Raw genomic sequence first — 13,318 nt, 5'->3', positions numbered from 1 at the left:
CGTCTGACACGACCGGCGCTCCCATAGGTGGGGGCGCCGGCTCTTTCCAAAAAAGGAATTCATGATGAAGAAGCTTCTTATGATCGGCGTTTCGTCGATCGCACTCTTCGCCGCACCGGCGATCGCGCAGAACAACCTTTCGAACGTCGACCAGGTCGGCGCCTTCTCGAAGGCGACCGTGACCCAGAACGGCAGCAATGCCGAATCTGATGTTGACCAGAACGGCAACGGCACCGATGCAACTCGTCAAATCGAAGTTGCAGTTACCCAGTCGGGTGACGGAGCCTATTCGAAGATCAACCAGAGCGGAAATCGCCAGCAGGCCGAAGTCATTCAGAACGGCGACAGCAGCTCCACGATCAATCAGGCCGGCAACTCGAGCGAAGCCGAAGTTCGGCAGACCGGCGATGGCAACACCTCGCAGATCGACCAGAACGGCAACAGCAACGGCGTCGGCAATGCGCTGAATTCGTCGGCTGCTGGTGTCATCCAGACCGGTGACGACAACAGCTCCACGGTCGATCAGGATCCCTCGTCGTTCTCGCAGGCAAATGTTGATCAGCTTGGCGACGGCAACTCGTCGTTCGTGCAGCAGCAGCAGAACAGCGGAGGTGGCGGCAACGAAACCAAGGCCGACGTGAACCAGAACGGGACTGGCAACATCGCCAATGTGCTGCAGAACACCGCAGTGCAGAATGGCAAGCAGGATGCGACCGTCAATCAGACCGGTATCGCCAACAGCTCCAACATCACCCAGTCGGGTGCGCTGAACGACGCCACCACAACCCAGAACGGCAACGACAACGTTTCTGTCGTCAATCAGTCGGCGATTGCGCCGGGGGCCACTGCAACCGTCTTGCAGACCGGAGACGAAAACCGTTCGAACATCCAGCAGTCGGGCGCAGCAACCGCCACGGTTACCCAGTCGGGCAGCGACTCCTATGGTATCGCTCCGCCGAACAATGACTCGTTCGTCACCCAGACCGCCGATGGTGCCGAGGCAACCGTGACCCAGACCGGTGAACTGAACCTGTCGAACGTCACGCAGAACTCAGATGCCACCGCTACCGTCGGGCAGACCGGCGTCTACAACCGTTCGACGGTGAACCAGACGGCTACTGCCGCAGGTGCATTGGCAACCGTCAGCCAGACCGGCAGCCCCTCGTCGGGCGGACCTGGCGTAGGTCAGGGCGACAACCTGTCGACCGTGACCCAGTCGGGTGCTTCCACCGCTTCGGTAACCCAGCTGGCCAACGTCCCGACCAACGGCTTCCCGTCGAATGACTCGGACGTCAACCAGAGCGGCACGGGTTCGTTTGCTACGGTCAGCCAGACCGGCGACGGCAACGTCTCCGATGTGGAGCAGTCGGCCAACGATGCCTCTGTGAACGTCACTCAGAACGGACTGGGCAACACTTCGGACGTGACGCAGACCGGTTTCGGCGGCGGTTCTGTAGGCACGTTCGTGAATGTGACGCAGACCGGAACGGGCAACAATGCTCTGGTGGAGCAGGACAGCTCTGACCCGAGCCCGATTGCCAACACCGGCCAGCGCACCACGATCGTGCAGAATGGTACCGGCAACGACTCTGACGTTTTCCAGACTGGTGCAAACAGCATCGCTGTGAACAACCAGACTGGAACCGGCAACAACTCGGTGATCGACCAGAATGCCCGTACCAACCGTGCTGAAGTCGACCAGATCGGCAACAGCAATACCTCAAGCATCACGCAGAACGCCTTGGGCAACAACGCATTTGTCGATCAGCTGGGTACCTCCGGGACCTCGACGATCGTGCAGAATGGCACCAGCAACGTTGTGAATGATCAGGCTCAGGCTCCGACCGATCAGGGCGGTGCAGGCGTGCGCCAGCGCGTTGGCAGCCTGCGTGCTGCATCGACGATCACTCAGGACGGTCGCCAGGGCTTTGCCGAGGTGGATCAGGGAGGAACGGATAACACCTCGTTCATCACCCAGGGATCGAGCGGACTGAACGGTCAGTTCTTTGCCAACATTACGCAGATCGGCGACGAGAACACCTCTACGGTCAATCAGGGCATCACCGACGCCGACAATACCAACGACACGCTGACTGCAGTCGTTGACCAGACCGGCGACAACAATGACTCGCTGATCAACCAGTCTGGTGATCTCAACACTGCCAACGTCTTGCAGGCTGGGAACTTCAATGAGTCGACTGTGACCCAGGGTGGTTCCGGCAACACTGCGTCGGTGTTCCAGTACTCCGACTCGAACATCTCGACGGTCACGCAGAGCGGCACCAACAATGCTGCGACCGTGACCCAGGGTTCCGCACTGCCGCTGCCCAACTAAAACAATAGCAAAGACTGGCGTCCACCGCGTGGACGCCAGTCCAGCGATTACTCAATCAAGGATCAAGACCCATGAAAAAGCTTCTTCTCCTCAGCGCATCGTCGCTGGCACTGCTCACCGCGGTTCCCGCGATGGCGCAGAACAACACCTCGACCGTCACCCAGACCGGCCAGGACGGCGGCGCAACCGTCGGCCAGAGCGGCAGCAACGGCAAGTCGACCATCACCCAGGGTGGTGACACCAACAACGCCACGCTGACCCAGTCAGGCGATTTCAATGAATCGGAAATCGTTCAGGACAACGGCACCGGCAGCAGCGATGACAACAACAACGCCGAAGTCACCCAGTCGGGCGTCGACAACTTCTCGCGCGTCGTCCAGACCAACGACTTCTCGACCGCGACCGTTACGCAGTCGACCGGTGGCAACGACTCGCTGGTCACCCAGAGCGGCGATCTCGACGATGCAGATGTGAACCAGAGCGGCCTGGACAATGAGTCCACCGTCACCCAGTCGGGCAACCTGAACACCGCCGATGTCGACCAGAGCGGTGACAACAACGAATCGATCCTGACGCAGAGCAGCGGCCTCAACCAGGCCGTCGTCACGCAGAGCGGCGAATTCAATGACTCGACGCTGGTCCAGACCGGCCTTGGAGCCAACGTCGCCAATGTCCTGCAGGAAGGCGACGACAACGATTCCGACATCATCCAGGGTGGTGCCGGCAACGGCGTGGGCAGCAGCACTGCAGCTGGCGTAGTCCAGCTGAGCACCGGCAACGATGCCACCGTGCGTCAGGCTGGCGGTCTGCATGAAGCGTTCATCGAGCAGAAGGGCGGCAACAACAACATCGCCTCGATCGATCAGGGCGCCAATGCCAGCTCCGACCACACCGCCGATGTTCGTCAGGACGGCTTCCAGAACACCGGAACCATCGTGCAGCGCGGCTTCAACGAAAACGCCGACATCATCCAGACCGGCGACGTGAACACCGCGACCGTCGATCAGGGTGGCGGCGTTGGTCGCAACCACAACGCTCTCGTCACCCAGGCAGGCAGCGACAACTCGGCCGTCATCGCACAGCGCGGTGAAGACCAGACTGCAACGATCACCCAGCCCGGCAGCGGCAACTCCGCCGAAGTCGATCAGGGTCGTGACCGCGGCGGCTTCCTCGGTGGACTGTTCGATACCGGCTTCGGTGAAAACCAGGTGGCAAGCATCACGCAGGGCGGCAACGACAACACCGCTCAGACCCTGCAGCGCGGTGAAAACCAGAGCGCGACGATCTCTCAGGTCGGATCGCTCAACGTTGGTGGCGGCGGCTTCGCGTTCGGCGCCCAGATCATCCAGGGTGGCGACACCGGCAGCGATAACGCCGCGTCGATCACTCAGATCTCCAACGCCAACCGCGCGCTGACCAACCAGCAGGGCACCAGCCTCTCGGCCAATGTCTCGCAGGGCGGCAACGGTTTCAACACCAGCACCGTGACGCAGACCGGCAATGGCGGCGCAGTGCTGCTCAACGCCAACGTTCTCCAGAACGGTTCGGACAACACCTCCAGCATCAACCAGGGTGGCAGCGACCAGACGGCCAACGTGACCCAGCTGGGCGAAGACAACCTGTCGCAGATCATCCAGACCGGATCGGGTCATGCGGCAAGCGTCACGCAGAACTCCAACTCGAACGAATCGTTCATCAACCAGGGCGGTACCAACCACATCGCCGTGGTTACCCAGGGTCTTTAAGACCTGACTAGCGGTCGTGATCCTGCTTCCGGTCTCCCGGGAGCAGGATCGCACCGACACTTTTCAAGGACAGGTTTCATGCGGACATCCATTTCAAAGCTGACACTGACCGCAGTGGCCTTTGTCATGTGCTCGCAAGTCGCATGGGCACAGGATCCCGCCGCCAACCCTTGCGCCGGCATCGTGACCGGCACCTGCAGCGCCAGCGCAGACCTGCAGCCTATCGAAATTGCCCGTCCCAATCCCGTCCGCACCAGCGCGTTCGTCACGCAGGTGGGCGATGAAAACCAGGCCAGCATCAGCCAGAGCTCGAGCAACCAGTTTGCCGATATCGCGCAGGACGGCGAGGCCAACATGGCCCGCGTCAATCAGACCGGCTCTGGCCTTGCCTATCTTGAACTCGACCAGACCGGCCTCCTCAACAGCGCTGTTATCGTGCAGGACGCCGAAGTCGGTGGCAGTAATATTGCGCTGATCGAACAGAACGGCGAAAACAATGCCATCCTTCTCGACCAATCTGCTACTTCAAGTGGCATGAACGGAACAATTCTTGCTCAGCACGGTTCGGGTAACCAGATGCAGCTACAGCAGACAGGGTCTGAAAACCGCGCCGAGTTGATCCAGACGGGTGACAACAACGCCATGACCGCAACCCAGAACGGAGCAGCCAACCAGTTGCGCTGGGTTCAGGACGGCACCGGCCTTTCCGATCTGCAGATCGTGCAGAGTGGCAACCAGGCAATCTCCATCGTGCAATCCAACGGGGGCAGTTGATGGCACAGCAGCTTTCAACCCGGATCGTGGATCGGTATGTTCCGAGCTTGCGGCAGTTGAAGCGCTTTACACTCTTGGTGCTGCTGGTGCTGTTTGCGGTCTGGTCGACCCAGTGGCTGCCTGGTGCTTCGGCGCAGGAGTCCGACGCGCCAGCATCTGCGCCCAAAGAAGACAAGGATCGCCGCATGGCGGTATCCAGTGATCAGGCGATGCCGTCCGATCGATCGCTTCAGGTCCCCGCGATTGGGGGCGTGCGCCCCGACAATGACGGCCAGACCGGAGCCATTCAGGTTCCCAGCCGCTCCACCCGCCCCTCCCCGCCCCCGCAGCTGAGCGCTCCAGGTCAGGATGCCGGCCAGCTTTCGCTGCAGAGGCTCGAGGGATCGGATGCCTGCGACGAAGAGCAGGGTTCCCAGAGCCCCGACATCTGTTCCAAGACACTGGAAAGCCGCGCGGGAGAGTTTCCGGGACGAACCCAGCCGCAGCTCTCCGCCGAACAGCGCCTGCTCGCGCAGCAATACACGGTGCCGACCTCGGTCGATGCCACCGATGGCGCGGCGCGGCGGCTAGCCGCAGGACGCAATGCAGAGCTGACCAATGACGATCTGGCGATCGCGGCGGTGGCGAGCGCGGGGCAAGGCGCAAGCCTGCCGCCGCAGGACGATGCCGAATCCCAGATCCCTGCCGAGGCGACCGACGCCATCGATGCCATCCTTGGAGTGGTCAATGCCCAGCCTCCCCGATAAATGGCCCTGGCTTGCTGCCATGACCGCTGCAGCGATGCACCCCGGCGCTGCCGGGGCCTCCCCCTCGATCGATGAGAGTGCCCCAGCCATGAGCAGCCTGCCGGATCAGCCGATCTCCCTCATCGTGGAAAAGGATGGACCACTGGTCAGTGCCAGGGTGGTTGCTGCCGGGCCATGCGCCTGTTCGGGGCACTTCCGGATCGAATCCGAATCGGGCACATCCAACCGCACCGCAAACACCAGCTCGTTCAGCAGTCTGAGCGATGCCGGCAGGGTGCTCAGCAACATCCGTTTCGGCGGATCGGACGATTGGCGCGTCAAGCTCATCGTCTCGATCGATGGCCGCGACGAATACACAGTGGTTCGCTCCTCGACGGACGGATGACGACGACCCGATGATTGTCATTTCCAACCAGTTCGACAAGCTGGACGAATATATTGCCGAAGCGGCCCTGGGGAATATCAGCTGGTCACAGTCGCTCAAGTCGATGAGCGAGATCGTCGGCGCCGAAGCCATGACCATGGATCTGATCCTGGGGGATGGCCAGTCGGTCACCTCCTTGGGTACCTATGGCTTCGACCAGGCGGTCGTGGATGCCTATGCCGAACACTATGCCCAGGTCGATCCGCGACTGGAATATGTCCAGGCCTATGGCAAGAACGGCGTCATCTTCGACGACGAAATCCAGCAATCGAGCCTGCAGGGTCACAACAGCGAATTCTGGTCGTGGCTGGAAACCGCCAATGCGCCACGCAATGCCGCGGTGCTGGTCCTGCCCTGTGTCGACAATGCCCGGATCGTCATGGCTGTGCACCGTGACAAGTCGAGCAGCAGCCAGAATGGACTGATGGGATTTTTCACGGAATTCTACCACAAGTTCAACATGGTGAACTCCATGCTGCGCATGGACATCCGCAACGGTGGCGCGACCGACCGGCCGTTTACGCCGTTGCGCAACATTGACTCGTTCCAGCTGTGCGTGGACGAAAACCTGATGGTGGTCGATGCCGGTGGCATGACGCGGTACCTGTTGGCGATGACGGGGCTGGCCAGGCTGGGCGACGAGGGCCAGTTGGGCGCACTGCCGGCCGACTTCCAGGCGGCGCTGATAAATGTCCTGCACAACCTGCCGCCGCACGATTCGACGCCCTTGGCACACAAGGGGGATCTGACCGATTCCGTTGTGCACATTTCGGCGGTGGTGGGAGAGGACTCGACCCGCTTGGCGAGCATCACCGTCACCTATGTCCGGCACCCTGCAGAACCCGAAAAGGTGTTCATGGGGGCATTCGGGCTGACCCGGCGCCAGGCCGAACTGCTCAAGTTCCTGCGGCACGTCTATTCGCTCGATGACGCAGCCAACCTGATGTCCATCAGCAAGAACACCGCGCGTGTGTTTCTGGCGCAGATCTTCGACCGAACCAAGATCCGCAACCGGATAGACCTGCTGCGGCTGGCCGACAGGTTCTCCTGACCCCAAGCCCGCAAGCGTGCAACCGCGGGAATGTGGTCGCCCGTCCTCCACGTTCAATGCAAGCCCCCGCGCAGACCCATTGTCCGTCCGCCAATCATATGTCATATGATATGCCATAACTTGGCGCGAATGCGGGAGATGACATGCGCGTTTTGAGAACGCCCGACAGCAGGTTTGCGGGGATCACCGATTTTCCGTTCGCGCCGCATTACGCGGAGATCGCCGACGCCACCGATGGCACGCGCCTGCGAATCCACTATGTCGACGAAGGCCCGCGCGATGCGCCGGTTGTGCTGATGATGCATGGCGAGCCGAGCTGGAGCTATCTCTACCGATTCATGATTGGCCCGGTGGCAGATGCGGGATTGCGCGTAGTTGCACCCGACCTCATCGGTTTTGGCAAATCGGACAAGCCCGCGCTCAAGAGTGACTACAGCTATGCGCGCCATGTCGCCTGGATGCGGCGGTGGATCGAGAAGCTCGATCTCACCAACATCACTCTGGCATGCCAGGACTGGGGATCGCTGATCGGTCTTCGTCTGGTCGCCGAAATGCCCGGACGCTTCAACGGCGTCGTGCTGTCCAATGGCGGGCTGCCCGCAGGCCAGGATGCGCCGCGTGCCTTTGCGATCTGGCGCGCGTTTTCCAAATGGAGCCCGGTGTTTCCGATCGGCAAGATCATCGCCAAGGGCACCGCACGCACGCTGTCAGACGCCGAGATCGCGGCCTACGACGCCCCCTTCCCCGATGGCAGCTTCAAGGCAGGCGCGCGTATCTTCCCCAGCTTCGTGCCGCTGGGCCCCAATGTCGCGGTGCCCGACCAGCTCAAGGCCTGGGAGATTCTCGACCGGTGGGAAAAGCCGTTCCTGTGCTGTTTCAGCGATCGCGATCCCATCACCCGTGGCGGCGACGCGCTGTTCGTCGGGCGCGTGCCGGGGACCGCCGGACAGAAGCATCGCCCGCTGAGCGGCGGTCACTTCATCCAGGAGGATGATCCGCAAGGGTTTGCCGACTGCATTCTCGAGGTCGCGCGCCAGGCCTGACCGGGCGCCGCTTACTCCTCGATCAGGTCGAGATAGGCGACGACGTCGTTATCGGTGGCGATGTACAGGCCTTCCTGAACCTCGGCGCTTTGCTGCGCGGCGATGTGTAGCGCCTCTGCCAGCGGGCCGTAGAACAGGCTGCTGGTTGCCCCGCCCTCGACGTCGCCATCGAGCAGGTACAGCCGCACGCTGACCGAATCGGAGGTCGAGCGCATCAGTCCTTCTCCAGCCGCGCGCCGTCGAGCAGCCGTGCCGCGCGGTCGCTCTCGGCCGCGTTCGTGGTGCGCTCCGCCTTGGTCTGGCCAAACCTCGCGCGGTTTGCTGCGGCGGTGGTTTCGGCCTGCTTGCGCTTGTGCGCCTTGCGCGCCTGGCGCAGGTTGATAATCTCGGCCATGTTCAGGGTGCCTCCCCTGCCCGTTCCGACATTTCGATGAAATCCCGCGCCAGATCGCGCTCCGACCGGTCGGCAAAGGTCGCGTCGATATCCGGGGCTTGGCCGAACATGAACAGCATGCACCAGATGGCGAAGCGCTCGCCCGGAACTGTCGACAGGCCCAGGTCGACCTGCATCCGCTCGATCGCCGCATCCACCGCCTGCGGGGCAATGGCGGCAGGATCGCGCGTCCCGAAATAGCGTTCCAGTTGATCTTCAAAGGTCATGACGCAGATCCTTAGGCCGCATCGGGATCCTTGTGCAACCAGTCGGCATGCCGCGGAGCCTTTTTGGTGCGGCTCCACTCGTCGAGCATCAACGGAGCCACGCGCTTGAGCTCGGCATAATGCTCGGGCTTGCCGATATTGCAGGCGAGCTCGACGCGGTGGCCATTGGGGTCGAAGAAATAGATCGAGCGGAAAATGCCGTGGAAGGTCGGCCCCAGCACATCGATGCCCAGTCCCTCGATATGCGCCTTGGCGGCGTTCAGCGCGGCGAGATCGGCGACCTCGAACGCGATATGCTGTACCCATTCGGGGGTGTTGGCGTCGCGGCCCATTTCGGGCTGCTCGGGCAGTTCGAAGAACGCCAGCACGTTGCCGCCGCCGCAATCGAGGAAGACGTGCATGTACGGATCATAGGCACCGGTGGAGGGCACATGATCTTCCGAGAACGCGCTGGTGTAGGTCATGCCCAGCACCTTCTCGTACCATTCCACCGTCTGCTTGGCGTCCTTGCAGCGATAAGCGACGTGGTGGATGCGCGAGAGTGCGAACGGTGCGGTCATTCCGCTGGCTCCTGAACCTTGAGCACGCCGCGGCGCAGCTGGTCCTCTTCCATCGACTTGAACAGAGCGGTGAAGTTGCCGTTGCCGAAGCCTTCGTCCTTCTTGCGCTGGATGAACTCGAAGAACACCGGGCCGATCACCGGTTGGCCGAAGATCTGCAGCAGCAGCCGCGGATCGTTGTTCTCGGTCGATCCATCAAGCAGGATGCCGCGCATCTGCAGCTCTTCCACAGGCTCGCCATGGCCCGGCAAGCGCTCTTCAAGCGCTTCATAATAGGTGCCCGGCGGCGGCGTCATCAGCGGCGCGCCCATCGCCCTGATGCGGTCGAGGCAGCCGATCAGGTCGTCGCAGATGAAGGCGATGTGCTGGATGCCCTCGCCATTGTAGGCGCGCAGGAACTCGTCGATCTGGCCGCCGCCTTTCGCGCCTTCCTCGTTCAGCGGAATGCGGATCTTGCCATCGGGCGCGGTCATCGCGCGGCTGGTGAGCCCGGTATATTCGCCCTTGATGTCGAAGAAGCGGATTTCACGGAAGTTGAAGACGCGCTCGTAGAATTTCGCCCAATGGTCCATGCGGCCGCCATAGACATTGTGCGTGAGGTGATCGATCATCTTGAAGCCCGCGCCCACCGGATGGCGATCGACGCCGGGCAGATATTCGAAATCGATGTCGTAGATCGATAGCGCTTCGGGGTTTTCGAGGCTGGCATAGCGATCGACCAGATAGATCATCGCGCCACCGATGCCGCGGATCGCGGGCAGCCGCAGTTCCATCGGCCCCGTCCGGGTCTCGACCGGCTCTGCACCGCGATCCAGCGCCTCGCGATAGGCGATGCGCGCGTTCTGTACACGAAAGCCCATGCCGCAGGCCGACGGGCCGTGTTCGGCAGCGAAATACGCAGCCGGGCTTGCCGGCTCATAGTTGGCAATCAGGTTGATATCACCCTGGCGCCACAAATGGACGTCCTTGGAGCGATGCTGGGCGATGCGGGTGAAGCCCATAGCGGTGAACACCGGCTCGAGCAGACCCTTTTCGGGTGCGCAGAATTCGATGAACTCGAACCCGTCCAGGCCCAGGGGGTTTTCGAAAAGGTCGGCCATGAGATCATCCTCCATGCGCGGTTACTGTGCGCACAGGAATACCCTGCAGACAAAATGGTGTCAAATGAAACTATATTGACCCATCAGGGCGACCATGTGCCCAAACAGAAAAAGGCGGGCAAGCTGCCCGCCTTTTCAGTCCACTTTCCCCTTTTGGGGGGAATGGTGCGCCCGGAACGATTCGAACGTCCGACCCTCAGATTCGTAGTCTGATGCTCTATCCAGCTGAGCTACGGGCGCGTTGGAGTTGGCGACATAGTCAGCGGCCTGCGGGATGGCAACACCTTTTTGGGCCGCAGGTCGCTTTATTGCGCGCCACCCCGATGGCGCAGGGATTGTTCGATCGCGCCGAGCAGCGGAAGATCGGCCGGCGGCATATCCAGCGCCCGCAAATCGTCGACGGTGACCCAGCAAATCGTGCTGGCGTGCAGCGGCTCCGGCTCGCCTATCCAGCTATCGCAACGGTACAGCAGCAGGATAAGATGGCGCGTGCCCAGCGCATCGCTCGCAAAGGTCAGCGGTGTCAGGTCGGCTACTGCTACCTGGATGCCCAGCTCTTCGCCCAGTTCGCGCGCCAACGCCGCCTCTGGCGTCTCTCCCGGCTCGATCTTGCCACCGGGAAACTCCCACAGCCCTGCCATCATCTTGCCGGGCGGGCGCTGCTGCACCAGCAGCCTGCCAGCTCCATCGACCAGCAGTGCCGCCACCACGGGGAAGAGTGTCGGATTAATTTCCATCTCGCATGCCTGTTTTAACCTTTTGGAAACGGGATTTTGCAAATCTGCGGTTGGGGCAAGCGGGTCCCCGGCTAGTTTCGGAACCACCATGCGCCATTTCTTTGCTCAATTGGCCAAATCAAAACGCGGTGCAACCGCCATTGAATACGGCTTGATCGTGGCTCTGGTGGCTATCGCCTGCATGACCGCCATCAACTCCGTAGCCGGCAACACCATCAGCATGTGGGGCTACGTCAAAACCAATATCGTCCCCAAGGAAGAGTAAGGTGTCGGAATTTCAGACACCCCGATCAATCTTAGGAATATCGTAAGCATTTAGTTTTACTCCCGGTCTTGTCCAATCGGCATGCGTGAAGATGGGACGGGGAAGTGAAGACCTCGAACAGGAGACCTGACATGAAGACCATTCGCAACATTCTCGGCAACAAGAAGGGCGCCACCGCCATCGAATACGGCCTGATCGCCGCCCTGATCGCCGTTGCAGCCATCACCGCGATGAGCTCGCTGGGCACCAACCTCTCCAGCACCTTCAACACCGTCAGCACCAAGCTGACCACCGGCTAAGCCTTACGGCCACAGCCAAACGGAAAAGGGCGGCAGTGATGCCGCCCTTTTTTGTATGTTCGCCGCGATCAATAGCTGACGATCTTGACCTTCTGCCCGGGGGTAAGGGTGGCGCCGGATGCCAGCCCGTTGAGCGCGATGAAGCGCTCGGCCCGCAGATCGTCATAGGCCATGCGCGCAGCCATGGACTGCACGGTGTCGCCACGCTGGACGGTCACCACCCGCAGCCGCCGCGGCCTGATGGCCGAGGCTTCGGCGCCGGAAAGCCGCTTCACCGACTGATACATCGGCGTGAACAGGTTGCTCTGCCCGGCAGGCGTGATCGCAACGAAATGATAGGCCCGGTTGTTGCCGAAGCTGTACGCGAAGATGGTCACATCTAGCGTCTGGCGATTGGCGGCGACGCGCGCGGTGGCATAGGCCGCAGGCAGGCCGTTGACCGTGGTCCGCTGGATCTGCCCGTAATTCAGCTGCTGTTCGCCACCCACCGCACGGAATGCCTGATCGACATAGCGCGTGAGGTCGCCCGAGAACTGGCCCATGGTGAACTGCGCCTGCGCCGACTGGCCGCTGATCGACACAGCACTGGTGCCATTCTGCATGGCGTATCCTTGCGGGACAGAGAATTTCAGCCCTAGCTCAGGATGCAGGAACTCCCTGCCCTGCACCATGCCCTGCTTGGGATCATCACCATAGAGCAGCCCATCGAGCCGCGAGAGGAACACGTCGCGGTTGCGCTGGGTTCCGCTGAACCGGCTGGCGACAGTCGCTGCGCGCGTCACGCGGCGGGCGGGATCGGGGTGGGTGCTCGCCCATTCGGGCACAGAGCGGGCGTTGCCGCCCTGTGCGCGGGCATCGATCGCCTGCTGCGCCGCAAGCGACCCCAGCATCGAGGAGAGCGCCCTGGGGTCATAGCCTGCGCTGCTGAGATAGCGCACGCCCAGATCGTCGGCCTCCTCTTCCTGCTTGCGCGAGTATTTCAGCGTCAGCAGCTGTGTCCCGGTGCCGAACACCTGCTGGCCAAGCTGGCCTGCCGCGCCATCGCCCAGCAGCACGGCCGCGCCGATCTGGCCGAGCAGGCCGATGATGCTGTTGCGCTGCGCCGCCTTTTGCCGCTTTTCGGAATGACGTGCGGCGACATGGCCGACTTCATGCCCCAGAACGCCGGCCAGCTCGGCCTCGTCGTTCATCAGCGCCAGCAGCTGCCGGGTGACATAGACATAGCCGCCGGGGATCGCGAAAGCGTTGTTGACCGGCGAGTTGAGCAGCGTGACGGTAAAATCGTCGCGCGCGTTGCCAAGGCCAGATTGCACCGCAATGCCCTTGCCGACCTGAACGACATAGGAGGTCTGCGCCACCTGGTACGCACCGCCGAATTCCTCGAGCAGCTTGGGATGCACCTCTGCGCCCTGACGCTTTTCCGAAGCGGTGATCGACTGGGCCTGCGCAACCAGCGCCTCTGCCTTGGGCGCCAGTACGCCCGGTAGCAGCGCGGTCGTCCCCAAAGCCACTGCAACCGTGAACGCAAAAACCTTCATCCGCCGTGCCATCGCACCCTCCTTGTCGGTCGTTTGTCTGT

At 61.9% G+C, this 13,318-nt stretch carries 16 protein-coding genes and 1 tRNA gene; 9 read left to right on the top strand and 8 right to left on the bottom strand.

The window, feature by feature from the left end; translation table 11 throughout:
• The first annotated feature begins 61 nt into the window (after window positions 1-61).
• The 7 genes from BSY18_RS06145 (at window position 62) to BSY18_RS06115 (ending at window position 8,118) form a co-directional block, all read left to right on the top strand.
• Window positions 62-2,335: a beta strand repeat-containing protein gene (locus BSY18_RS06145; RefSeq protein ID WP_083231336.1), complete on the top strand. Its 2,274-nt coding sequence runs from the start codon at window positions 62-64 to the stop codon at window positions 2,333-2,335.
• Window positions 2,336-2,406: 71 nt separating this feature from the next.
• The gene (locus tag BSY18_RS06140) at window positions 2,407-4,080 is read left to right on the top strand and encodes a beta strand repeat-containing protein (RefSeq protein WP_069050004.1); all 1,674 of its coding nucleotides are present in this window, start codon (window positions 2,407-2,409) and stop codon (window positions 4,078-4,080) included.
• Window positions 4,081-4,158: 78 nt separating this feature from the next.
• Window positions 4,159-4,854, top strand: coding sequence for a hypothetical protein (locus BSY18_RS06135; RefSeq protein WP_083231335.1), 696 nt, complete (start codon window positions 4,159-4,161; stop codon window positions 4,852-4,854).
• Entirely contained in the window at window positions 4,854-5,600 is a 747-nt protein-coding gene (locus BSY18_RS06130) for a hypothetical protein (RefSeq protein ID WP_069050002.1), read from the top strand. Before BSY18_RS06135 ends, BSY18_RS06130 begins: the two co-directional genes overlap by 1 nt.
• Window positions 5,601-5,688: 88 nt before the next feature.
• Complete coding sequence (locus BSY18_RS06125) at window positions 5,689-5,985, top strand: hypothetical protein (RefSeq protein ID WP_150126220.1); 297 nt, start codon at window positions 5,689-5,691, stop codon at window positions 5,983-5,985.
• Between the two features lie 10 nt (window positions 5,986-5,995).
• The gene (locus BSY18_RS06120) at window positions 5,996-7,075 is read left to right on the top strand and encodes a helix-turn-helix transcriptional regulator (protein ID WP_069050000.1); all 1,080 of its coding nucleotides are present in this window, start codon (window positions 5,996-5,998) and stop codon (window positions 7,073-7,075) included.
• Between the two features lie 143 nt (window positions 7,076-7,218).
• A complete protein-coding gene (locus tag BSY18_RS06115) occupies window positions 7,219-8,118 on the top strand; it encodes a haloalkane dehalogenase (RefSeq protein ID WP_069049999.1) in 900 nt (299 codons plus the stop codon).
• Window positions 8,119-8,129: 11 nt separating this feature from the next.
• On the opposite strand, the gene BSY18_RS06110 is transcribed toward BSY18_RS06115, so the two are convergent.
• The 7 genes from BSY18_RS06110 to BSY18_RS06080 all read right to left on the bottom strand — a co-directional run bounded on the left by BSY18_RS06110 (window position 8,130) and on the right by BSY18_RS06080 (window position 11,175).
• Window positions 8,130-8,333 carry a hypothetical protein gene (locus BSY18_RS06110; protein WP_054134942.1) on the bottom strand — a complete coding sequence of 68 codons (204 nt, stop codon included), beginning with the start codon at window positions 8,331-8,333 and terminating at the stop codon, window positions 8,130-8,132.
• Window positions 8,333-8,512: a DUF4169 family protein gene (locus BSY18_RS06105; protein ID WP_054134943.1), complete on the bottom strand. Its 180-nt coding sequence runs from the start codon at window positions 8,510-8,512 to the stop codon at window positions 8,333-8,335. The genes BSY18_RS06110 and BSY18_RS06105 overlap by 1 nt, the downstream gene beginning before the upstream one ends.
• 2 nt (window positions 8,513-8,514) lie before the next feature.
• A complete protein-coding gene (locus BSY18_RS06100) occupies window positions 8,515-8,778 on the bottom strand; it encodes a hypothetical protein (RefSeq protein WP_069049998.1) in 264 nt (87 codons plus the stop codon).
• A gap of 11 nt (window positions 8,779-8,789) precedes the next feature.
• Window positions 8,790-9,338 carry a VOC family protein gene (locus BSY18_RS06095; RefSeq protein ID WP_069049997.1) on the bottom strand — a complete coding sequence of 183 codons (549 nt, stop codon included), beginning with the start codon at window positions 9,336-9,338 and terminating at the stop codon, window positions 8,790-8,792.
• The gene (gene hppD, locus BSY18_RS06090; RefSeq protein WP_069051742.1) at window positions 9,335-10,438 is read right to left on the bottom strand and encodes a 4-hydroxyphenylpyruvate dioxygenase; all 1,104 of its coding nucleotides are present in this window, start codon (window positions 10,436-10,438) and stop codon (window positions 9,335-9,337) included. Before hppD ends, BSY18_RS06095 begins: the two co-directional genes overlap by 4 nt.
• 163 nt (window positions 10,439-10,601) lie before the next feature.
• Window positions 10,602-10,678 (bottom strand) — tRNA-Arg (locus BSY18_RS06085).
• 65 nt (window positions 10,679-10,743) lie between these two features.
• Complete coding sequence (locus tag BSY18_RS06080) at window positions 10,744-11,175, bottom strand: (deoxy)nucleoside triphosphate pyrophosphohydrolase (RefSeq protein ID WP_069049996.1); 432 nt, start codon at window positions 11,173-11,175, stop codon at window positions 10,744-10,746.
• 88 nt (window positions 11,176-11,263) lie between these two features.
• On the opposite strand from BSY18_RS06080, the gene BSY18_RS20610 reads away from it, so the two are divergent.
• Together BSY18_RS20610 and BSY18_RS06075 are read left to right on the top strand one after the other, a co-directional pair.
• Window positions 11,264-11,440: a Flp family type IVb pilin gene (locus BSY18_RS20610; protein WP_082382286.1), complete on the top strand. Its 177-nt coding sequence runs from the start codon at window positions 11,264-11,266 to the stop codon at window positions 11,438-11,440.
• Between the two features lie 131 nt (window positions 11,441-11,571).
• The gene (locus BSY18_RS06075) at window positions 11,572-11,739 is read left to right on the top strand and encodes a Flp family type IVb pilin (protein ID WP_054134947.1); all 168 of its coding nucleotides are present in this window, start codon (window positions 11,572-11,574) and stop codon (window positions 11,737-11,739) included.
• Window positions 11,740-11,807: 68 nt separating this feature from the next.
• On the opposite strand, the gene BSY18_RS06070 is transcribed toward BSY18_RS06075, so the two are convergent.
• Window positions 11,808-13,289: a M48 family metalloprotease gene (locus BSY18_RS06070; protein ID WP_236823461.1), complete on the bottom strand. Its 1,482-nt coding sequence runs from the start codon at window positions 13,287-13,289 to the stop codon at window positions 11,808-11,810.
• Window positions 13,290-13,318 lie beyond the last annotated feature (29 nt).

The organism is Blastomonas sp. RAC04, from assembly GCF_001713435.1.
Taxonomy (GTDB): Bacteria; Pseudomonadota; Alphaproteobacteria; order Sphingomonadales; family Sphingomonadaceae; genus Blastomonas; species Blastomonas fulva.
This window is presented reverse-complemented; position numbering and strand designations above follow the sequence as displayed.

What these genes read in the sequence shown, in the direction of transcription:
- BSY18_RS06120 (WP_069050000.1), top strand. Translation starts at nt 5,996, where the DNA reads ATGATTGTCATTTCCAACCAGTTCGACAAGCTGGACGAATATATTGCC.
- BSY18_RS06130 (WP_069050002.1), top strand. Translation starts at nt 4,854, where the DNA reads ATGGCACAGCAGCTTTCAACCCGGATCGTGGATCGGTATGTTCCGAGC.
- BSY18_RS06075 (WP_054134947.1), top strand. Translation starts at nt 11,572, where the DNA reads ATGAAGACCATTCGCAACATTCTCGGCAACAAGAAGGGCGCCACCGCC.
- BSY18_RS06135 (WP_083231335.1), top strand. Translation starts at nt 4,159, where the DNA reads ATGCGGACATCCATTTCAAAGCTGACACTGACCGCAGTGGCCTTTGTC.
- BSY18_RS06115 (WP_069049999.1), top strand. Translation starts at nt 7,219, where the DNA reads ATGCGCGTTTTGAGAACGCCCGACAGCAGGTTTGCGGGGATCACCGAT.
- BSY18_RS06105 (WP_054134943.1), bottom strand. Translation starts at nt 8,512, where the DNA reads ATGGCCGAGATTATCAACCTGCGCCAGGCGCGCAAGGCGCACAAGCGC.
- BSY18_RS06110 (WP_054134942.1), bottom strand. Translation starts at nt 8,333, where the DNA reads ATGCGCTCGACCTCCGATTCGGTCAGCGTGCGGCTGTACCTGCTCGAT.
- hppD (WP_069051742.1), bottom strand. Translation starts at nt 10,438, where the DNA reads ATGGCCGACCTTTTCGAAAACCCCCTGGGCCTGGACGGGTTCGAGTTC.
- BSY18_RS06100 (WP_069049998.1), bottom strand. Translation starts at nt 8,778, where the DNA reads ATGACCTTTGAAGATCAACTGGAACGCTATTTCGGGACGCGCGATCCT.
- BSY18_RS06145 (WP_083231336.1), top strand. Translation starts at nt 62, where the DNA reads ATGATGAAGAAGCTTCTTATGATCGGCGTTTCGTCGATCGCACTCTTC.
- BSY18_RS06070 (WP_236823461.1), bottom strand. Translation starts at nt 13,289, where the DNA reads ATGGCACGGCGGATGAAGGTTTTTGCGTTCACGGTTGCAGTGGCTTTG.
- BSY18_RS06095 (WP_069049997.1), bottom strand. Translation starts at nt 9,338, where the DNA reads ATGACCGCACCGTTCGCACTCTCGCGCATCCACCACGTCGCTTATCGC.
- BSY18_RS06080 (WP_069049996.1), bottom strand. Translation starts at nt 11,175, where the DNA reads ATGGAAATTAATCCGACACTCTTCCCCGTGGTGGCGGCACTGCTGGTC.
- BSY18_RS06140 (WP_069050004.1), top strand. Translation starts at nt 2,407, where the DNA reads ATGAAAAAGCTTCTTCTCCTCAGCGCATCGTCGCTGGCACTGCTCACC.
- BSY18_RS06125 (WP_150126220.1), top strand. Translation starts at nt 5,689, where the DNA reads ATGAGCAGCCTGCCGGATCAGCCGATCTCCCTCATCGTGGAAAAGGAT.
- BSY18_RS20610 (WP_082382286.1), top strand. Translation starts at nt 11,264, where the DNA reads ATGCGCCATTTCTTTGCTCAATTGGCCAAATCAAAACGCGGTGCAACC.